This window comes from Thiohalorhabdus denitrificans, assembly GCF_001399755.1.
Classification (GTDB): domain Bacteria; phylum Pseudomonadota; class Gammaproteobacteria; order Thiohalorhabdales; family Thiohalorhabdaceae; genus Thiohalorhabdus; species Thiohalorhabdus denitrificans.
In genome coordinates this window covers 255,140-274,339 of sequence record NZ_LJCP01000006.1, presented here as the reverse complement: position 1 = coordinate 274,339, position 19,200 = coordinate 255,140, and the positions used below count along the sequence as shown (strand labels likewise).

At 67.9% G+C, this 19,200-nt stretch carries 14 protein-coding genes; 1 reads left to right on the top strand and 13 read right to left on the bottom strand.

Annotated features, from left to right (window positions below; genetic code table 11):
* Nucleotide 1: 1 nt before the first annotated feature.
* Complete coding sequence (locus tag AN478_RS02720) at nucleotides 2–1,486, bottom strand: FAD-linked oxidase C-terminal domain-containing protein (protein ID WP_054965084.1); 1,485 nt, start codon at nucleotides 1,484–1,486, stop codon at nucleotides 2–4.
* Between the two features lie 201 nt (nucleotides 1,487–1,687).
* On the opposite strand from AN478_RS02720, the gene AN478_RS02715 reads away from it, so the two are divergent.
* Nucleotides 1,688–2,872, top strand: a complete 1,185-nt coding sequence (locus tag AN478_RS02715; RefSeq protein ID WP_054965083.1) for a pyridoxal-phosphate-dependent aminotransferase family protein — start codon at nucleotides 1,688–1,690, stop codon at nucleotides 2,870–2,872.
* Nucleotides 2,873–3,108: 236 nt separating this feature from the next.
* On the opposite strand, the gene hslO is transcribed toward AN478_RS02715, so the two are convergent.
* The 12 genes from hslO to AN478_RS02655 all read right to left on the bottom strand — a co-directional run bounded on the left by hslO (nucleotide 3,109) and on the right by AN478_RS02655 (nucleotide 18,635).
* Nucleotides 3,109–3,984 carry an Hsp33 family molecular chaperone HslO gene (hslO, locus tag AN478_RS02710; RefSeq protein WP_054965082.1) on the bottom strand — a complete coding sequence of 292 codons (876 nt, stop codon included), beginning with the start codon at nucleotides 3,982–3,984 and terminating at the stop codon, nucleotides 3,109–3,111.
* Nucleotides 3,985–4,068: 84 nt separating this feature from the next.
* Nucleotides 4,069–5,337, bottom strand: a complete 1,269-nt coding sequence (locus AN478_RS02705) for a putative PEP-binding protein (RefSeq protein WP_054965081.1) — start codon at nucleotides 5,335–5,337, stop codon at nucleotides 4,069–4,071.
* Nucleotides 5,338–5,423: 86 nt separating this feature from the next.
* Nucleotides 5,424–5,921, bottom strand: a complete 498-nt coding sequence (locus AN478_RS02700; RefSeq protein ID WP_054965080.1) for an Hsp20/alpha crystallin family protein — start codon at nucleotides 5,919–5,921, stop codon at nucleotides 5,424–5,426.
* Between the two features lie 135 nt (nucleotides 5,922–6,056).
* Entirely contained in the window at nucleotides 6,057–6,662 is a 606-nt protein-coding gene (locus AN478_RS02695) for a beta-class carbonic anhydrase (RefSeq protein WP_054965079.1), read from the bottom strand.
* Nucleotides 6,663–6,795: 133 nt separating this feature from the next.
* Complete coding sequence (locus AN478_RS02690) at nucleotides 6,796–7,491, bottom strand: hypothetical protein (protein WP_231627320.1); 696 nt, start codon at nucleotides 7,489–7,491, stop codon at nucleotides 6,796–6,798.
* A gap of 153 nt (nucleotides 7,492–7,644) precedes the next feature.
* Nucleotides 7,645–8,457, bottom strand: a complete 813-nt coding sequence (trpC, locus tag AN478_RS02685) for an indole-3-glycerol phosphate synthase TrpC (RefSeq protein ID WP_054965077.1) — start codon at nucleotides 8,455–8,457, stop codon at nucleotides 7,645–7,647.
* A complete protein-coding gene (gene trpD / locus AN478_RS02680; RefSeq protein WP_231627319.1) occupies nucleotides 8,454–9,506 on the bottom strand; it encodes an anthranilate phosphoribosyltransferase in 1,053 nt (350 codons plus the stop codon). The genes trpC and trpD overlap by 4 nt, the downstream gene beginning before the upstream one ends.
* 26 nt (nucleotides 9,507–9,532) lie before the next feature.
* Nucleotides 9,533–10,129 carry an anthranilate synthase component II gene (locus AN478_RS02675; RefSeq protein WP_054965076.1) on the bottom strand — a complete coding sequence of 199 codons (597 nt, stop codon included), beginning with the start codon at nucleotides 10,127–10,129 and terminating at the stop codon, nucleotides 9,533–9,535.
* Between the two features lie 152 nt (nucleotides 10,130–10,281).
* Complete coding sequence (trpE, locus tag AN478_RS02670; protein ID WP_054965075.1) at nucleotides 10,282–11,781, bottom strand: anthranilate synthase component I; 1,500 nt, start codon at nucleotides 11,779–11,781, stop codon at nucleotides 10,282–10,284.
* Between the two features lie 18 nt (nucleotides 11,782–11,799).
* A complete protein-coding gene (locus AN478_RS02665; RefSeq protein WP_054965074.1) occupies nucleotides 11,800–12,510 on the bottom strand; it encodes a phosphoglycolate phosphatase in 711 nt (236 codons plus the stop codon).
* Complete coding sequence (gene rpe, locus AN478_RS02660; RefSeq protein WP_054965073.1) at nucleotides 12,510–13,181, bottom strand: ribulose-phosphate 3-epimerase; 672 nt, start codon at nucleotides 13,179–13,181, stop codon at nucleotides 12,510–12,512. Before rpe ends, AN478_RS02665 begins: the two co-directional genes overlap by 1 nt.
* 867 nt (nucleotides 13,182–14,048) lie before the next feature.
* Nucleotides 14,049–18,635 (bottom strand): RHS repeat-associated core domain-containing protein, encoded by a 4,587-nt coding sequence (locus AN478_RS02655; RefSeq protein ID WP_054965072.1) that lies wholly within the window; start codon nucleotides 18,633–18,635, stop codon nucleotides 14,049–14,051.
* Nucleotides 18,636–19,200: the final 565 nt, after the last annotated feature.

Genomic DNA, 19,200 nt, shown 5'->3' with positions numbered 1-19,200 from the left:
CTCAGAACCGCGGCAGGTCGGGGAAGGGCAGCTCGCCGTGGTGGACGTGCATACCGCCGTACTCGGCGCAGCGCTTGAGCGTCGGCACCGCCTTGCCGGGATTGAGCAGGCCCTCCGGGTCGAAGGCCGCCTTCACGGCGTGGAACTGGGCGAGCTCCGGGCCGGCGAACTGGCTGCACATGGCGTCGAGCTTCTCCACGCCCACGCCGTGCTCGCCGGTGATGGTGCCGCCCTTCTCCACGCACAGCTCCAGGATGCGCAGACCCGCCGCCTCGGCGCGCTCCAGGTCGCCCTCCTTGTTGGCGTCGTACAGCACCAGGGGATGGAGGTTGCCGTCGCCGGCGTGGAAGACGTTGGCCGACTGCAGGCCATGCTCGGCGCAGATCTCGCCGATGCGGGCGAGCACCTCGCCCAGATGCTTGCGCGGGATGGTGCCGTCGATGCAGTAGTAGTCGGGGGCCAGGCGGCCGGTGGCGGGGAAGGCCGCCTTGCGCCCCGACCAGAAGGTGGCCGCCTCCTCCGCGGTCTCGGCGGTGCGCACCTCGGTGGCCCCGGCGCGGAGCAGCAGGTTCCGCACCCGGGCCAGCTCCTCGGAGACCTCGCGGTTGGTGCCGTCCAGCTCGCACAGCAGGATGGCGGCGGCGTCCGTGGGGTAGCCGGCGTGGACGTAGTCCTCGGCGGCGCGGATGGCCGGGTTGTCCATCATCTCTAGCCCCGCCGGGACCACCCCCTCGGCGATCACGTCCGCCACCGCCTGGCCCGCGGCCCCCAGGTCATCGAAGGCGGCCAGCAGCACCTGCTCCCGTTCCGGGACGGGGGTCAAGCGCACGGTGGCCTCCATCACCAGCCCCAGCATGCCCTCGGAACCGTTCATCAGCGCCAGCAGGTCGTAACCGGGCCCGTCGAGGCCCTTGCCGCCCAGCTCCAGCCACTCGCCGTCCATGGTCAGGACCTTGAGGCCGAGGACGTTGTGAACGGTCAGGCCGTATTTCAGGCAGTGGACACCGCCGGAGTTCTCCGCCACATTGCCGCCGATGGTGCAGGCGATCTGCGACGAGGGGTCGGGGGCGTAGAACAGGCCGTGGGGCCGGGCGGCCTGGGACACGGCCAGGTTGCGCACCCCCGGCTCCACCCGCGCGCAGCGGTTGTCGGGGTCCACCTCCAGGATGCGGTTGAACTTGGCCAGCGACAGCAGGACCCCGTGCTCCAGGGGCATGGCCCCGCCGGAGAGGCTGGTGCCGGCGCCGCGCGCCACCACCGGCACCCGGAGCTCGCTGCACACCGCCAGGACGCCGGCCACCTGCTCGTAGGTCTCGGGAATGACCACCACCATGGGCAGCTGGCGGTAGGCGGAGAGGCCGTCGCACTCGTAGGGCCGCAGCTCCTCCTCCCTGGTGATCACCGCCTCCTCCGGCAGGAAGCGCCGGAAGCGGCGGGCGAGGAGGTCGGCCTCGGCGGGTTCGGCGGTGTCTGCGGTTCGGTTCATTCGGGAGGCCCGTATTCCTCAGCGGGGCGGTCGAGTATAATCCGCCTCCGGCTCCGTGAACAGCCCGGCATTCGGCCCCTGATCCCGGGCCGGACCGGGAATAGGCGGGGCCGACGCGGCTGCTTGCCCCTCCAGATTGGGGCAATTTAAAATCATTCCCATTTTCCGACTATCGCGCACGACGACACAAGGGCATTCCCCATGACCGCCAATTCCTTCCACCCGCCGGAACGCACCCTCATGGGCCCCGGGCCTTCGGATGTGCACCCGCGCATCCTCGAGGCCCTGTCGCGCCCCACCATCGGCCACCTGGACCCCGTGTTCGTGGGCATGATGGAGGAGGTGAAGGGCCTGCTGCAGTACGCCTTCCAGACCGAAAACGCGCTCACCCTTCCGGTCTCCGCCCCCGGCTCCGCCGGCATGGAGATGTGCTTCGCCAACCTGGTGGAGCCCGGCGACACCGTGGTGGTGTGCAAGAACGGCGTGTTCGGCGAGCGCATGAAGGAGAACGTGGAGCGCTGCGGCGGCACTCCGGTAATGGTGGAGGAGGAGTGGGGCGCCCCCGTGGACCCCGCCCGCGCCGAGGAGGCCCTCAAGGCGCACCCCGAGGCCAAGATCCTGGCCTTCGTCCACGCCGAGACCTCCACCGGCGCCCAGTCCGACGCGGCCACCCTGGCCAAGCTGGCCCGCGACCACGACTGCCTGACCATCGTGGATACCGTGACCTCCCTGGGCGGCAGCCCGCTGAAGGTGGACGAGTGGGGCCTGGACGCGGTCTACAGCGGCACCCAGAAGTGCCTCTCCTGCGTCCCCGGCCTGTCGCCGGTGACCTTCAGCCAGCGCGCCGTGGACGCCATTCAGGCCCGCTCCACCAAGGTGCAGAGCTGGTTCCTCGACCTGAACCTAGTGATGGGCTACTGGGGCAGCGGCGGCGGCAAGCGCGCCTACCACCACACCGCCCCCATCAACCCGCTCTACGGCCTGCACGAGGCGCTGACCATCCTCCAGGAGGAGGGCCTGGAAAACACCTGGGACCGCCACCAGCGCATGCATGAGGCCCTGAAGGCGGGCATCGAGGCCATGGGTCTGTCCTTCTTTGTGGAGGAGCCCCACCGCCTGCCGCAGCTCAATTCGGTGACCATCCCCGCCGGCATCGACGACGAGGCCGCGGTGCGCACCCGCCTGCTGGAGCAGTACAACCTGGAGATCGGCGCCGGGCTCGGCTCCATGGCCGGCAAGATCTGGCGCATCGGCCTCATGGGCCACTCCGCCAACCCCACCAACATCCTGAACTGCCTGGGGGCGCTGGAGGGCGTGCTCTCCGACATGGGCGCCGACATCACCACCGGCAAGGCGATCTCCGCGGCCATGGCCAAGCTCGGCTAGCCTCCGCCTCCGCCTGCCCACGCACAAGGGCGGCCCCGAGGGGCCGCCCTTTTTGTTACCCCCCTTCGCTCTTCCGGGTTCTCGGCACCCAGCCTCGGGGCTGCTCGGGAGGGGCCTTAGCCCGGTAGGAGCCCGCTTTAGCGGGCTATCCGCGATGGGGCTCGGTGGCCGATTAACGCCATCGCCCGCTTAAGCGGGCTCCTGCGCCGGCATCTTGGGGGAGGCTACCGAAAGACCTAATGGGTGGTGTCGGAGCCGTCGGCGGGCGACATCCTGGCGAACAGCTGCTCGGCGTCCACGGCGTCGAATACGTAGGCCTTGCCGCAGAAGTCGCAGCTCACCCGCACCTCGCCCTCCTGGTCCAGGGTCTCCTGGACCTCCTGGCGGCCCAGGCCGCGCAGCATGCCGGCCACCTTCTCCCGCGAGCAGCTGCAGCGGAAGTTCACGTACTCGGGGTCGAAGACCCGGACCTCCTCCTCGTGGAACAGGCGGTAGAGGAGGTCGTTGGCGGGCAGGCCCAGGAGCTCGCGATTGGTCAGGGTGCTGGCGAGGTGGACGGTGCGGTCCCAGGCATCGGGGTCCTGGTTCTCCTGGTCCGGCATGCGCTGGAGGAGCAGGCCACCGGCGTGGCTGTCGTCGGCGGCCAGCCAAATGCGGGTGGGCAGTTGCTCGGAGCGGACGAAGTACTCCTCCAGGGCGGAGGCCACGCTGCCGCCCTCCAGGCCCACGATGCCCTGGTACGTCTGCCCCTCGTCGGCCGGCTCCAGGGTCAGCACCAGATAGCCGTTCTCCCCCATGCGCTCCTGGAGGTCGCCGTCGGCGGGCACCGGCCCGTGCCAGCGGGCCAGGCCGCGCACGGTCCGCTCGCTGGAGGCCTGCACCACCACCAGGGACAGGGGACCGTCGCCGCGCGCCTCCACCTTCAGCGTGCCCCGGAACTTCAGGGTGCCGATGAGGAGCACGGAGGCCGCCATAAGCTCGCCGAGCACATCCCGCACTGGGGCGGGGTAGTCGGTGTTCTCGAGGGCGGCCTTCCAGGTGGCGTCGAGGTCCACGTGGCGCCCGCGAACGTTGGTGTTGTCGAACAGGAAACGGTTCAGGGTATCGTGCATGGTGCCTTCTGGGATGGGCGGATGAACGGGAAGTTCCCATTTTCGCGCACGCGGCCCGCCCGGCCAATGCACCGGCGCGCCGGCTCAGGGGGAACGTTCGCCGATCCCCAAAACGGCCCGCACCTCGGCGGCGTCGGCGGCCCGACACACCGCCGCCGCTTGCTCCCCGGCCCGGGCCCCGCTGGTGGCCGCCACCTCCCCGGCCAGGCGGGGCAGCATGGCCGGTTCCACGGAGAAGGCCCGGAAGCCCAGGCCGAGCAGCACCGGTAGCAGGCCCGGCATCTGGGGCAGCAGGCCGCAGACGGTGACGCGGCCGATCCCCGCCCCCGCGGACTCGGCCACGCCCCGCAGGAAGCGGAAGGTCACCGGGGAGTAGGGATCGAGGAGACTGGCCACCTCGGGGAGGTCTCGGTCGGCGGCGAACAGTCCCTGCATCAGGTCGTTGCAGCCTATGGCCGCATGGTCCCCCTCCTTCAGGAAGGCGGCTATCTCCTGGGCGGCGGCGGGAGTCTCCAGCATGGCCCCCACCGGCAGGTCATCCGGGAGCTCGTCCGCCAGCTCCCGCCGTAGCCGGCGCAGCTCGGCCACCTCGGTGAGGAAGGGAACCAGCACAGCCAGGGGGAAATCCCGGGCCAGATCCCCCAGGGCCCGCGCCTCCGCCCGGCAGGCGCTGCGCACTGGCTCGTAGGCGTAGAGGCGGGCGCCGCGCAGGCCCAGGGGACCGCTCTGGGCGGCGGAGGGCCGCCACTGGACCGCCTTGTCCGGGGCCAGGTCGGGGAGACGCACTGTGACGGGCAGCGGCCGGGCCAACTCCAGCACGTCCCGCAGGGCCTCCCGATAGCGGATCGCATCGGGGGTACCGGCCTCCTCCGCGTGCAGGTACTCCGACCGCAGCAGTCCGATGGCCCCGGCGCCGTTCTCCCGCGCCCGCCGCGCCGCCCCGGGGCCGCCCACGCTAGCGCCCAGATCCACCGGGATCCCGTCGGCGGTCCGTACCGTCCCCTCGTGGGCGGGCGGCGTCGCCGGTCCCTCGGCCGGACCCGGCAGCCAACCCGGATCGGCCACGCGCCCCAGCGTCCCGTCCACCACCGCCTCCCTACCCTCCGGCAAAGCGGCAACCTGCGCCGCGTCGAGCAGGACGACGGGGACGCCGAAATCGAACAGCCGGATCAGGGGATGGGCCAGCGGGGCACCGTCGAGCATCACCAGGGCGGCGGGAAGGGCCTCCCGGCCCAGGCTCGCCAGGTCCTTCTGGCGCAGGACGAGGACGCGCCCGCTCGGGTCCTCGGGGGCCCGATACGAGATCCGCCCCCTGCCCCGGCCCGGGATGTACGGGGTGCCCACGAGGTCCATCGGCCGCCTCCGGCCCCTTCAAAAAAGGAAGCGCCCGGCGTAGGGAGCCGCCGGGCGCCGGGTCCTCACCGGATCGGGGAACGGGTCTATTCTACCTTGATCCGGCGCCGCTTGGCCTGCTCGCGCTTGGGCAGGGTCAGCTCCAGGATGCCGTCCTCGAATTGGGCCTTGGCGTTGTCGCCGTCCACGTCCCCGGGCAGGGCCACGGTGCGGGCGAAGGAGCCGCTGGAGATCTCGCGGCGGTAGTAGTCGCCTTCCTTCTCGCCCTCTTCCTTCTCCTGGCGGGTGGTGGCCTTGATGGTCACCGTGTTCTCGGAGAGGGAAACGTCGAGGTCGTCCTTCTTCACCCCCGGCAGCTCGGCGCGCACCAGGATGTCGCTTTCCCGATCTTGGACGTCCACCCGGGGCGTACGGCCCTCGAAGGGCGCCAGCTCGCTCATGCGCCCGGGGAAGCCGCCGGCGAAGGGCCGCATCCAGCCCCGCGGCATGAGCTCCTCGAACATCCGCTCCATCTCGTCGAAGGGGGTCATACCCCGGGACGGGGAACGCTGCACCTCCTGACCCTGTTTCTGCTCTTCCGCCATGGCAAACCCTCCTTTCGGCTGGCTGCTTGCAAAACCCTCTATTACCGAGGTAGGGACGGCCCCCCAACGAAACAACCCCCGGAGGGCCCCTAACAGGGCCGCCGCCGGGGGCGAGGGGAGAAGCGGAGGTGCGGCCTACTTCGCGCCCATCTCCTTGCCGCTGTTCACCTTCTCGGAGAGGCGCTGGTGCGGCGGGCGGAGGTGGCCGGTTTCCACCTCCCAGATCCAGCCGCTCACGGTGACGTGGTCGGGGATCAGGGGGTGGTTGCGGACGTACTCCACCTGCTCCGCGCAGATGTCGTCCACGGACTTGTTGTCGAACATGCGGATCCACTTGCCGAAGGAGCCCTGCTCCAGCTTCAGCTCCGGCGTGGCGGGGTCGACCTGGACATTGTCGGTGTCCACGCCCTTTTCCTGGAAGGCCTTCAGGAGGGTGTCCGTGTGGGCGGACATCATGCCGCACTCGGTGTGGTTGATGATGACGATCTCTTCGGTGCCGAAGAAGTTGCAGGTGAGCATGGCCGAGCGGATGGCGTCGTCGGTGATGATCCCACCGGCGTTGCGAAAGACGTGGGCGTCGCCATGGTCACCTCGGATCCCCAGGGCCTCGTCCACGGGCAGCCGTTCGTCCATGCAGGCGCAGACCCAAAGGCGGCGATTGTTGGGAATCCCCATCTGGCGGCGCAGGGACCAGTTGCTCTGCTGCTGGAAATCGCTTTCGAGCTGGTGCTTGAGGGTCATGGGACATCCTCCTGGTTGGCCTGACACGCAGCGGACAAAGACTGTCCCGCTGTCCTGAAGTCACCATAGTGGAGGAAGATCCGTACCTTCCCTATCAGGGAAATCCCTTAGGAAACCAAAGGTTGGACCTGGGTTAGTCGGGGGCATCCCCGAAGAGACGGGGGTTTTTGGCGGCGAGGCGGCGCAGCATGCGATCGGCTAGCAGGGAGTCTCCACCGCGGACGTAGCGGTAGCCGCTCCAGCCGGCCAGGGCGGCTCCGGCCGCGTTCACCATGAGGTCGGTCATGGTGTCGTCCAGCCCGGACTTCTGCATGTTGAAGCCGAAGCCCCAGTCCATGAGGAACTCGAAGATCTCCCACAAGGTGCCCAGGGTCACGGCGAAGCCGAAGGCGGTAAGGCCGAAGTACACCGGGGGCAGGACCACGCGCCGGGTGAAGTGGAAGGTGTAGACGAGCAGAAAGCCGGTGAGTCCCAGCACCACGGCGGACAGACCGTGCAGCATGTTGTCCCACCACCAGAAGCGGTAGTAGAAGTCCCGCACCTCGCCCAGACCGAAGGAGGCATACAGGAACAGGGCGGTGATCAGGGTCAGCTCCACGGGCAGCTGCACCTCCAGCCCCCGCTCCAAAACGGCGGGCAGGAAGGTCAGCACCAGAACCACGCCGGCGGTGAAGGCCACCAGCCAGCGCTGCTCCACCAGGGCCCCCACGAGGGCGCCGAGCAGGGCCAGCTGCAGCAGCACGGCGACCACGAACTGCAGGCGCTCGGGCCGGGTCCAGCCGGCCCAACGCGCCTTGAAACGGATGACGGCGCCATCCATGCCTGCCATACCTGTCTCGCCTCCCATTCACTGCCTCGACCGCAACGCCCCCCTTACGGGCCCGGTACGGATCGCTTGCACCTCCCCGACCCTGAAGGGCGGCGTAGGTGGGCACAACCCGTTACGGGCACGGCGATGCCGGGAGAGGCTGCGGGAATGCTCTCAGCCGGTGAGCAGCTCCGCGAGGGCGGCGCCGGGGTCGTCGGCGCGCATGAGGCCTTCGCCGACCAGGAAGGCGGGGATGCCGGCGGCCCGGAGGCTGTCGATGTCGGCGCGGCTGTGGATGCCGCTCTCCGCCACCAGGGTGACGCCTTCCGGGACCCGCTCGGCCAGGCCCAGGCTGGTCTCCAGGCGGGTTTCGAAGGTGTGGAGGTCGCGGTTGTTAATGCCTACCAGCTCGGCGTCCAGGGCCAGGGCGCGGTCCAGCTCGTCGGCGTCGTGGACCTCCACCAGGGCGGCGATGCCCTCCTCGGCGGCGCGGTCCAGGCAGGCGGCCAGGGTGTCGTCGTCCAGGGCGGCGACGATGAGCAGCACGCAGTCCGCGCCGAGCAGGCGGGCCTCGCTCACCTGGTAGGGGTCGATGGTGAAGTCCTTGCGCAGGACGGGCAGGCCGCTGGCCTCGCGGGCCTGCCGCAGGTAGGCGTCGCTGCCGCCGAAGAAGTCGTGGTCGGTGAGCACGGACAGGGCGGCGGCGCCGCTGCGGGCGTAGGCGGTGGCGATGGCGGCGGGGTCGAAGTCGCTGCGGATCACCCCCGCCGAGGGGCTGGCCCGCTTCACCTCGGCGATCACCGCCGGCAGGGCCTGGCGCTCCTTGGCCCGAAGGGCGCCGATAAAGTCCCGCGCCTCGGGCGCTTCTCCCGCGGCCAGGCGGGCCCGTAGGTCCGCCTCGGGCAAGGAAGCCCGGCGCTCGGCCAGCTCCTCCGCCTTGCGGGCCAGGATCCGCTCCAGGATGGTGGCGCGGCCGCGGTCCGTCATTGCGCCTTGCGCGCCTTCCGGGTGAAGGCGGCCAACTGCTCCAGCTTGCCCGCGGCGGCGCCGCTGTCGATGGAGCGGGCGGCGGCCTCCACGCCGTCCTCCAGGCTGGCGGCCACGCCGCCCACGTACAGGGCGGCGCCGGCGTTGAGCAGCACGATGTCGCGCTTCGGTCCCCCCTCGCCATGGAGGACCGCCCGCAGGATGGCGGCGTTCTCGTCGGCGTCCCCGGCCTGCAGGGCGGCGGCATCGGGCCGTTCGAAGCCGAACTGCTCGGGGTCGATGTCGTGGTGGAGGATGTCGCCGTCGAACAGCTCCGCCATGCGAGTGGGGCCGAGGATGGAGAGCTCGTCCATGCCGTCGTCGGCGTGCACCACCAGCACGTGGCGGCTGCCCAGCTCGCGCAGCACCTGTGCCAGGGGCTCCAGCCAATGGCTGTCGAACACGCCGAGCACCTGGTTGGGCGCCAGGGCCGGGTTGGCCAGGGGGCCGAGCAGGTTGAACAGGGTGCGGATGCCGAGCGCCTGGCGCGGGCCCACGGCGTGCTTCATGGCGCCGTGGTGGCGGGGGGCGAACAGGAAGCCGATGCCCACCTCGTCGATGGCCCGGCCCACCTCCTCGGCTTCGATGTCCAGGTCCACCCCCAGGGCGGTGAGCACGTCGGCGCTTCCGGACTTGGAGGAGACGCTGCGGTTGCCGTGCTTGGCCACGTTGGCGCCGGCCCCGGCGGCGACGAAGGCGCTGGCGGTGGAGATGTTGAAGGTGCCGCGCAGGTCGCCGCCGGTGCCGCAGGTGTCCACCAGGTTGGGGGCGTCCACCTCGATGCGGGTGGCGAACTCCCGCATCACCGCCACCGCGCCGGTGATCTCCTCCACCGTCTCGCCCTTCATGCGCAGGGCGGTGAGGAAGCCGGCGATCTCCTCCGGCGCCGACTGGCCGCGCATGATCTCGCGCATCACCTCCTCCATGTCGGCGCGGGGGAGGTCCTCGCGCTCCACCAGGCGGGCGATGGCGTTCTTGGTGCGGACGTTGAGGTCCATTTCGCCGGGCATGGGGCTCCTTTCCGCCGCGGGCTGCCTCAGGCTTCCACCGGCCGGGGCGCGCTGTGGCCGGTGCGGGCCAGGAAGTTGGCCAGCAGGTCCTTGCCGTAGCCGGTGAGGATGGATTCGGGATGGAACTGCACCCCCTCCACGTCCAGCTCGCGGTGGTGCAGGCCCATGATGGTGCCGTCCTCGGTCCAGGCGTGCACGACCAGCTCCGCCGGCAGGCTCGCCCGCTCCACGATCAGGCTGTGGTAGCGGGTGGCCTCGAAGGGGTTGGGCAGGCCGGCGAACACCCCCGTACTGTCGTGCAGGATCTCCGAGGTCTTGCCGTGCATGACCTCCGGGGCGCGCACGATCCGGCCACCGTAAGCCGCGGCGATGGACTGGTGGCCGAGGCAGACGCCGAGGATGGGGATGCGTCCGGCGTAGGACTTCACCGTCTCCACGGAGATGCCCGCCTGCTCGGGGGAGCACGGCCCCGGGGAGAGGACGATGCCGGCCGGATCCATGCCGGCAATGTCGGCCACCCCGATGGTGTCGTTGCGGCGGACGACCACCTCCGCCCCCAGCTCGCCCAGGTACTGGACGAGGTTGTAGGTGAAGGAGTCGTAGTTGTCGATCATCAGGATCATGGCGGCACCGACCTCGTGCGTTGCGCCGGAACGGCCGGCGGATCCCCTCTTGGGCGCGCGGGATCCGGGGAAATGGTATCACGCCGGTGGACGGCCCGGAGGCCCGGAAGTTCCGCTCGGGACCGGGCCCGAATGGGGTTTCCGGCGGGCCGCTAGACCCCCTCCCCGGGAGATTCGAGCCCCTGGGCGGCCATGGCGGCGGCGCGGAAAAGGGCCCGGCTCTTGCTCATGGTCTCCTCGTACTCGGCGGCCGGATCGGAGTCGGCGACGATCCCGGCGCCGCTCTGCACGTGGAACCAGCCATCCTTGATCACGGCCGTGCGGATTGCGATGGCCGTGTCCATCTGGTCACCAGCGTGGCTGATGTGGCCCACCGCCCCGCCGTAGACCCCTCGGCGCAGGGGCTCCAGCTCCTCGATGATCTCCATAGCGCGCACCTTGGGGGCCCCGGAGAGGGTGCCCGCCGGGAGGGCCGCCCGCAGCGCGTCGAAGGCGTCGAGGTCGGGGCGGATGTGGCCGTGGACGTTGGAGACCATGTGCATGACGTGGGAGTAGCGCTCGATGGCGAAGGGGCTGTCCACCGCCACGGTGCCGGTGACCGAGACCCGGCCGGCGTCGTTGCGGGCCAGGTCCAGGAGCATGAGGTGCTCGGCGCGCTCCTTGGGGTCGGCGAGCAGCTCCTGCTCCAGGTGGCGATCCTCCTCCTCCGAGCGGCCCCGGCGGCGGGTGCCGGCGATGGGGCGCACCGTGACCCGACCGCCCTCCAGCCGCGCCAGGATCTCCGGGGAGCTGCCCACCACCTGCGCCTCCCCGGTGTCGAGGAAGTACATGTAGGGGCTGGGGTTGAGGGTACGCAGGGCGCGGTAGACGTCGAAGGACGGCGCGGGGAAGGGCACCGACAGGCGCTGGGAGAGCACCACCTGCATGATGTCGCCGGCGCGGATGTACTCCTTGGCCCGCTCCACAGCGGCCTCGTAATCCGCCCGGCTGGTGTGGTGGTGGAAATCCTCTTCGCGGATGGCCACCGGCGCGGGCATGGAGCGCTCGGGCAGAGGGCGCCGCAGCGCGGCCACGCTGGCCTCGATCTGCTCACAGGCCCGCACGTAGGCGGCCTCCGGGTCGTCGCCGGGATCCGCCGGCTGGATCAGCTGGAGCGTGCCGCTGAGGTTGTCGAACACCAGCAGCTGCTCGGTGCGCACCAGGAAGGCGTCGGCCATCCCCAGCGGGTCCGGATTGGTCTCCGGAATGGCCTCGAAGTGGCGCACGGTGTCGTAGCTGAAGTAGCCCACCGCGCCCCCGGCGAAGCGCGGCAGCCCCTCCACGGGGGCCACCCGCACGTCCTGCACCCAGGCCCGCAGCCGGTCCATGCCGGCGCCTTCGACCTCTTCCACCACCCGGTCGTCGATGTGGCGGCGGAAGGTCCCCCCGCGCAGGGTCACCCATTCGCGGGCGGGAAGGCCGAGGATGGAGTAGCGCCCCCACTTCTCGCCGCCCTCCACCGACTCCAGAAGGAAAGACCGCGGCTTGCCGGCGAGCTTGAGAAAGGCCGACACCGGGGTCTCCAGGTCGGAGAGGATCTCGCGCACCACCGGGATGCGGTCGTAGCCCTGCTCGGCGTAGGCGCGGAACTGTTCCCGGGAAGGGCGGTACATGGCGGGGTCCGGGGGCTCCTAGGCGGTCTCGGCGGTGCGGCCGTCGGGCTGGATCAGCTCCAGGATGGTCCCGAACTCGTCCACCAGGCGCTGGGCGCCCAGGGTGGTAACGTCCTCGCCGCGGTTGTAGCCGTAGGTTACGCAGATCACCCGGCAGCCGGCCGCCAGCGCCGACTCCACGTCGTTGCGGGAGTCGCCCACCAGAACGGCCTCCTCGGCGGTGACGCCCAGGCGCTCCAGGGCCGCGTTGACCGGGGCCGGATCGGGCTTCTTCTTATCCACGCTGTCGCCGGAGATGACCACGTCCAGGCGGGATGCCAGCCCGGAGGCCTCCAGCAGGGGCTCGGTGAAGGCCGCGGCCTTGTTGGTCACCACGGCCAGCGGCAGGCCCGCCTCGCGCAGCCGGTCCATGGTCTCCACCACCCCGGGGAAGGGATGGCTGCGGTCGGCGAAGCATTTGCCGTAGTGGACCATGAACCGCTCGTGGGCCTGATCCAGCAGGGCCTCGTCGCAGCCGCCGGTGGCTTCCAGGGCGTAGCGCACCAGGGCGCGCACCCCGTCGCCGATCCAGGCGCGAACCTGGCCCTCCTCCACGGCCTCGCGGTGGAAGTCGGCCAGGGTCCGGTTGGTGGCGGTGGCCAGGTCCCCGGCGGTTTCCAGGATGGTGCCGTCCAGATCGAACAGGACCGCCTTCGCCGGCAGCGGCCCCTCCTGCCCAGCGTCCGTCATTACCGCTTCACTCCTGCCAGCGCCTCGCGGAACTCCTTCATCCGGGCGGCGTAGTCGTCGGCCTTGAAGACGCCGGAGCCGGAGACGAAGACATCGGCGCCGGCCTCGGCCACCCGGGCCACGTTGTCGGCCTTGATGCCGCCGTCCACCTCCAGCTCGATGGCCCGGCCGGAGTTATCGATGCGCTCGCGGATGGCGCGAATCTTGTCCATGGCCGACTCGATGAAGGCCTGGCCGCCGAAGCCCGGGTTCACCGACATCACCAGGATCAGGTCCACCTCGTCCATGAGGTAGTCGAGCATCTCCACCGGGGTACCCGGGTTGAGGGAGATCCCCGCCCGGCAGCCCTGGCTCTTGATGAGCTGGAGGGTGCGGTGGGGATGCCGGCTGGCCTCCGGGTGGAAGGTGATGATGTCGGCGCCGGCCTTGGCGAACTCGGGGACGATGTCGTCTACCGGCTCGATCATCAGGTGCACGTCCAACGGCATGTTGGTCACCGGGTTCAGGGCCTCGGCGACCATGGGGCCGATGGTGAGGTTGGGGACGTAGTGGTTGTCCATCACGTCGAAGTGGCAGTAGTCGGCCCCGGCCTTCTCCACCGCCTGGACCTCGGCGCCCAGATTGGCGAAGTCCGCCGACAGGATGCTCGGAGCAATCTTGAAATCCGCCATTTCCGTCCCCTCAGATACCGTAAATCAATAAGAGCCCCACCGTCCCGGAGGGGCGGGGTGTTCGCGTTCATCATGCGGAGCCGGAATTTTACCCGTAAGCGGGGGTGATTGCGAATATGGCAGGTGAGGGATCGGTCCCGTGCCTCCTTTGGGGGCTCATTCCCAAACGAGGCAAAAATTGGCAGCTACCAGATAATTCTAGATACATTGGTGCGACATAACGGCGGCAGATTCATATCCTAAGTGCAACCTGGCACCTGGCACCTGGCACCTGGCACCTGGCAGTAGACAGGATGGGTGTAGGTAGCAGGACGGTCATTGTATTTTCGAAACGGTGCTGATACCGGAGCTTTCAATGCCAGTTAACTGATCAGCTTCCTCCCCCCCAACCTCGCAAATTCATGAAACAGAAAAGATAATATATTTCGAAAAAACAAAAGAACTATAAATATCAAAGACAGACAGAAAAATAAAAATGAAGAAACCCATTTTCTCAAAGGTTCTTAAATTCAAAAAATAAGCAAAAATACTTTTAGGATTTATTCTGTAAATACTACTTTTCCCGTTGTATACAATTATTACAAACAAAACTCCCAATAAAAATAACAATAAAACCTTAAACATAACAACAGCCCATATACTTAGCAACATCCCCCAATAGTTACTGGTCAAATCCTCCAAAGAAAATGGATTCTCCTTTCCATACAAAATACTATACATCCCTACCCCGTGACTGACAGGGTGAATAATAGAATAAACAAAAATAGCCAATATATAAACCAAAAGTATATATTTTACTCTGTAATAAACATTCTTTTTTAAAAACATTGCTTGCTCTTTATAGCTTTATAAAACAATTCTAGGTTTTTATACCCCAGGGGCCGCTAATAAAACGGCGCACCCCGAAGCCAGAATTCCGGTTTTTAACTCACCACTCAGACTTTCATTTGATTCAGCATATTTTGAAGCAGCTTTCAGATGCGCTTTTAATAGCCTCCTCTTTATTTTTTCAAGCTCTCTATATTTCTCTACTGAGCAAGAAGCCATCCTTTTATCTATCCTCTCAATCTGCCTTCTGAGCAATTTGGTACTTTCAAATAGTTGGTCTGTCGAACTAACCAATTGCGTACCACCATATACTGCAGCCGCTAAACCACACCAGGCGACCGTCGGTATTTCTTCCCCCCTAGGGTCCCTCAAATTCACCGGGTTGTTCTTCACATACCCATAAAGGTTGGTTGACCCACCTTTCAACCCGATCGGGTCGGGTTGAATATACCCACCAATCCCAGACTCGTAGTCCCGGAAGTAATTGTAATGCTTCCCCGTCTCTTGATCGTAGTACTGACCCGGGAATCGCAGGTTGTAGGTGAACTCTTTTCCGTTTCCGTCGGGGTCCTCGTTTGCCTTGGCCCGCCCAAAGGGGTCGGAGGTCCAGCGCCAGACCGCCGCGCCGTTGGTAGGGTCGGTTACGGCCCGCGGCGTGCCCAGGTGGTCCGTGTGGACGTGGTAGACCTTGCCGTCGCGCACGGTGGCGATGGGGAGGTCCCCGAGCCAGACGGTTTCCTGGACGGCGGCGCCGTCCGCGTCGTAGGCGCCCAGCATGCGCCATTCGTCGTAGGCGTACAGCCGGGTCTCGGGCTCGGGCACCGGCAGGCAGCCGTGGGGGCCTTTGTCGTGCTCGGGGGTGTGGGCCCTTTCGGCCTTCCGGTTTCGGCCCTTGCCCCGCCCTTGGTTCTTGTCGGCGCCGATGCGGGTGGCGATGCAGGGGGTGTCCTGGCCGTTTACCTCACCGTCGCCGTTGAGGTCGGCGGAGACGGGGGCGTCGCCTTGGCGAATGTACTCCTGGAGGACGTGGAGGTCGGCTTCGGTGACTTCCCCGTCGCCGTTTAGGTCGGGGTCGGCGCCTTCTTCCAGCAGGGCCCGCTTGTAGACGCGCTGGCCGGCGGCATTGTAGCGGTAGCGGGCGGTGGCGCCGTCGTCCACGTCCACCAAGCGGTTGCGGGCGTTGTAGTGGTAGGTGTGGTCGCCGTCTTCGATGAGGTTGCCGTTGGCGTCGTGCTCGAAGGCGGTGTCGGCCACGGCCTGCAGGCGGTTGCTGTCGGGGGCGATGGTGTAGTCCGTGGTCTCCCCAGTCTGGTGGTCGGTGCGCTCGGTGCGGTTGCCGTTGGCGTCGTAGGCCCAGGCAAGGTTGAAGGTGTCCGCCCGGGCTTCGGTGAGCCGGTCGAGGGCGTCGTAGTCGTAACTCCGGCTGTCGGCGGGGTCGGTGATGCCGGTGATGTTGCCCACGGGGTCGTAGGCGAGATCCCGGCGGGCGCCGGCCAGGGTCTGCTCAACGAGGCGGCCGTCCTGGTCGTAGGTGCGCCGGTGGCGGGTCCCGTCGCTCCAGGTCCAGCCGGCCACGGGGCCGAAGGGGGCGTGCGCAACGTTGCGGACGACGGTTTCGCCGTTGACGGTAACCTTGCGGATCTTGCCGTTCTCGTAGGCGTAGCCCACGGTCATGCCGGAGGGGTAGGTGAGCTCGGCAAGCTGGCCGGCGCGGTTGTAGGCGTAGCGGGTGGTCAGCGCCTGGGTGCTCCCGTTTCCGGTGGCGATGGTCTGGGTGCGCCGGGTCCCCCGGCCGTGGGCGTCGTACTGGTATTCGGTGCGGCCGCTGGGGTCTTCGACTTCGGCCAGGCGGCCGATGCCGTTTTCGGCGGAATCGTAGGTGTAGACGATCTCGGACCCGTCGGCGAAGGCGGTCCGGGTGCGGCGGTTGAGGGCGTCGTAGGTGTGGGTGGTGGTCTGGCCCTTGGCGTCGGTCTCGGCCACGAGGTTGCCGGCCGCGTCGTATTCGTAGGTGGTGGTGCCGGTGTCGGGGCTGGTCCGTTCCACCCGGTCGCCGAAGGCGTTGTATTCGTAGGTGGTGGTGTTGCCGTTGGGGTCGGTGACGGCGGTGACCCGATCCTGGTCGTCGTGGTCGTACCGGGTTTCCCCGCCCAGGGGATCGGTCTGTTCGAGGAGGCGGTTCAGGGCGTCGTAGGCGTTGCGGTGCACGCGGCCGAGGGGGTCGGTGGTGCGGGTGCGGTTGCCGTTGGCGTCGTAGGCGTGGCGGGTAGTCTGGCCCCGGGCGCCGATGCTCTTGAGGGTCCGGCTCAAGGCGTCGAAGGCGCGCTTGTGGATGCGGGCCAGGCTGCCGGTATCGTCGTAGATCCGCTCCTCGGTGCGGTTTCCGGCGGCGTCGAGCGTGTATTCGATGCGGTTGCCTTCGCCGTCGCGGAGGGCGGTGACGCGGCCGGCGGCGTCGTAGGTGTATTCCAGGGTGGCGCCACCGGGCTCGGTGACCCGAACGAGGTTGCCGGCGTCGTCGTATTCCAGGGCGGTGGTCTCTCCCCCCACACTGCGCTCGACGAGGCGGCCGCGGCCGTCGTAGGCCATGGCCGTCTCCAGGCCATTGGGGTCGCGGATGAGCGTGGGGCGGCCGAGGCCGTCGCGCTCGACGATCTCGGTGGTGTGGCCGGCCGCGTTTGTGACCCGGCTCAGGCGGCCGGCGGCGTCGTAGCGGTAGGTGGTGACGTCGGCGACGTCGTCGCGGGGGCCGTCGACGGTTTTCAGGCGGCCGTCGGCGGTGTAGGTGTAGCGGGTGGTGCGGGTTGCGCCGGTGGTGAGGTCGGTCTCCGTGCGCGAGACGGTGCGGCCTTCGTCGTCGTAGGTGTAGCGGGTCTCGAGGTCGCCTTCGGTGACCACGCGGGGCTTGCGTAGGTCGGTGTCCCATTGGGTGGTGACGGTGCGCTCGGCGGGCTCCCCGAGGGCCTCGGTGCGGGACAGCTCCAGGCCGTTTTCGTCGCGGGTGTAGTAGGTGCTGTGCCCCTTGGCGTCGGTCTCGGCGATGAGGTAGCCGTTGGCGTCGTAGGCGTAGTCCCGGGTGGTGGCTTCGGTGTGGGCGGTGGCCCGGCTTTGCTCCTGGATGATCTTCTTGACGCCGTGGAGGGTCTCGAAGCGGTAGGTGGTGCGCTTGCCGAGGGCATTGGTGAGGGTGGTGGTGTCGTCCCCCTCGTAGCGCACTTCCACCCGCTCGGCCCCGCCGCCCCGCTCGCTGGCGATGGCGCGGCCCTGGTCGTCGTATTCCACGCGGCGGCTGCGGTCGCCGTTCTCGTCGAGGACGCCGGTGATCAGCCAGGGGCGTTCGGGGTCTTCGTACAGGTATTCGGTGGCGGTGCCGTCCGGGTGGTCCACCCGGGTGAGGATGAGGCCGTCTTTGTAGTGGTATTCGGTGGTGCGGCCCCGAGCATCGGTGATGCGCTCCGGGAGGGTGCCCGCGGGGTTCAGGGCGATCCGGAGCTCCTGGCCGTGGGGGTCGGTGACGGTGACCTGCGGGCCGCCGGCGGTCTCCGCGTAGGATAGGGTCTGCTCCTTCCCCTGGGGGTTTTGGAGGGCGGTGAGGCGGCCCTGGCCGTCGTAGCGTTCGCGGGTGTGGTCGGGGCGGATGTAGACCCAGCCGGGGCCGTGCTCGTCATCGGCGGTCAGGCGCCGCAGGCGGGCGGTGACGTCGGGGTCGGGGTGCCACCCGCCGTTGTCCCGCCGGAAGGCGAAGGTCCGGCCGTCGGGCCGGCGCGCGAGGACGGTGTCTTCGTCCTCCCGCTCGATACGCTGGGTGTAGGCGAAGCGCCAGCCGAGGTCGTAGCTGTTGTAAGTGCGGGTGAAGGTGATGGGAAAGGCGCCGCTGCCGCGGTAATCGCTTTCGATGAAGAACTTGTTGCCGGTTGCGAAGTTGATCGGGTTGTCGGTGCTGGTATCCGGTCCCCCGCCATTGATGGCGCAGGCGTACATCTTGTCCGAATCGCCGTCCGCCTCGGTGTCCTCGCAGGTGTCTCCGGTGTACTCCCCTTCCAGGGTGCGCACCCATTCGTTCTCCTTGGTGGGGTAGAGGTCGGTGACTTCGCAGCCCTTGTAGCAGCCGTCGTGCATTTCCTCGACGGTGGCGGTGACGCTTTCCCCGGCCGGGCACTCCCCGCAGCCCTGGGCCTCGAAGCCGCCGGTGAAGGTGTCGTTGAAGGGGGCCTCGCTGATCTCCCCCACGGGGTAGGGGCTGTCGGCGAAGTCCACGGTCACCAGCTGGCCGTCCAGGCTGTTGGTGACCGTGCCTTCGTAGTACTTGTGGACGAAGTAGAAGGCGGTTTGGCAGGAGGTGGCTAGGCCGCGGGTGTTGTAGGTGTCGATGGCGCCCCCCGCGCCCTCGGCGACCTGGTTGGGGGTCATGAGCACGCTGGTGTGAACGATGCGGCCGACCATCCCGCCTCGGCATTCCAGGGTGGCGAAATAGTATTCGATGGGGGTGTCCGGGCCCCGGGGTTCTTCCTTGGCCACCGCCTCGAAGCCGATGGTGGTGATCCAACCGCCCGGATCGCAGCTGTAGGCCGCCTGGGCCAGATTGGGGAGGAGGAGTAGGGCCAGGACGGCGGCGATGCGGGGCATGGTGCGTGCTCCGGGTCGGGTCGGGGTGAGGGGCCGGTCGGCGTTCTTAGAGACCAAACGTTTGGATTTCTTAATGGTAAAAATCGGAGCGCCCAGGGCTCTGCGAACGGCGGACAGAGCGCCGAAAAGGCGGAAGGGGAGCCGGGACGGGGGCGTGGTGGGGCGCCGAAGACAGCGCGGCGGGGCCGTCAGCAGACTCCGACCCCGACGCATCGGGGCCAGCTGGATACCGGCTGGCGTTTCCATGTTTTCCCCCTTTTCCGGCGCCCGGGCTTCCCCTACCCGGACACCAAGCCCCTTCAGAAACAGGGAGATAAATAGCAGGGCCCGGACAGGTTTGTCAACAACCATTTGGTCAATGAGGCTCTATGTCGGTATCTCAACGGGCTGATGAGGCTTTGGCGGCTCGGTCTGGGCACGCGGGCTGCGGGAAAGGAAGAAGAACGATGGATCCTTGGGAAGGGTTTGGAGGATTTTGATGCCCTGATTCCGGGCTCCTTTTCCGGAATGGTCCGGGGGAGGAACCGAAAAAAGCCCCGCTACATGGGCGGGGCTTTTTCGGGAA

Coding starts and splice junctions, on each gene's coding strand:
- AN478_RS02700 (WP_054965080.1), bottom strand. CDS start 5,921: ATGGCGGAAGAGCAGAAACAGGGTCAGGAGGTGCAGCGTTCCCCGTCC.
- AN478_RS02715 (WP_054965083.1), top strand. CDS start 1,688: ATGACCGCCAATTCCTTCCACCCGCCGGAACGCACCCTCATGGGCCCC.
- AN478_RS02690 (WP_231627320.1), bottom strand. CDS start 7,491: ATGGCAGGCATGGATGGCGCCGTCATCCGTTTCAAGGCGCGTTGGGCC.
- AN478_RS02720 (WP_054965084.1), bottom strand. CDS start 1,486: ATGAACCGAACCGCAGACACCGCCGAACCCGCCGAGGCCGACCTCCTC.
- rpe (WP_054965073.1), bottom strand. CDS start 13,181: ATGGCGGATTTCAAGATTGCTCCGAGCATCCTGTCGGCGGACTTCGCC.
- AN478_RS02695 (WP_054965079.1), bottom strand. CDS start 6,662: ATGACCCTCAAGCACCAGCTCGAAAGCGATTTCCAGCAGCAGAGCAAC.
- trpE (WP_054965075.1), bottom strand. CDS start 11,781: ATGTACCGCCCTTCCCGGGAACAGTTCCGCGCCTACGCCGAGCAGGGC.
- AN478_RS02675 (WP_054965076.1), bottom strand. CDS start 10,129: ATGATCCTGATGATCGACAACTACGACTCCTTCACCTACAACCTCGTC.
- trpC (WP_054965077.1), bottom strand. CDS start 8,457: ATGACGGACCGCGGCCGCGCCACCATCCTGGAGCGGATCCTGGCCCGC.
- hslO (WP_054965082.1), bottom strand. CDS start 3,984: ATGCACGATACCCTGAACCGTTTCCTGTTCGACAACACCAACGTTCGC.
- AN478_RS02705 (WP_054965081.1), bottom strand. CDS start 5,337: ATGGACCTCGTGGGCACCCCGTACATCCCGGGCCGGGGCAGGGGGCGG.
- trpD (WP_231627319.1), bottom strand. CDS start 9,506: ATGCCCGGCGAAATGGACCTCAACGTCCGCACCAAGAACGCCATCGCC.
- AN478_RS02655 (WP_054965072.1), bottom strand. CDS start 18,635: ATGCCCCGCATCGCCGCCGTCCTGGCCCTACTCCTCCTCCCCAATCTG.
- AN478_RS02665 (WP_054965074.1), bottom strand. CDS start 12,510: ATGACGGACGCTGGGCAGGAGGGGCCGCTGCCGGCGAAGGCGGTCCTG.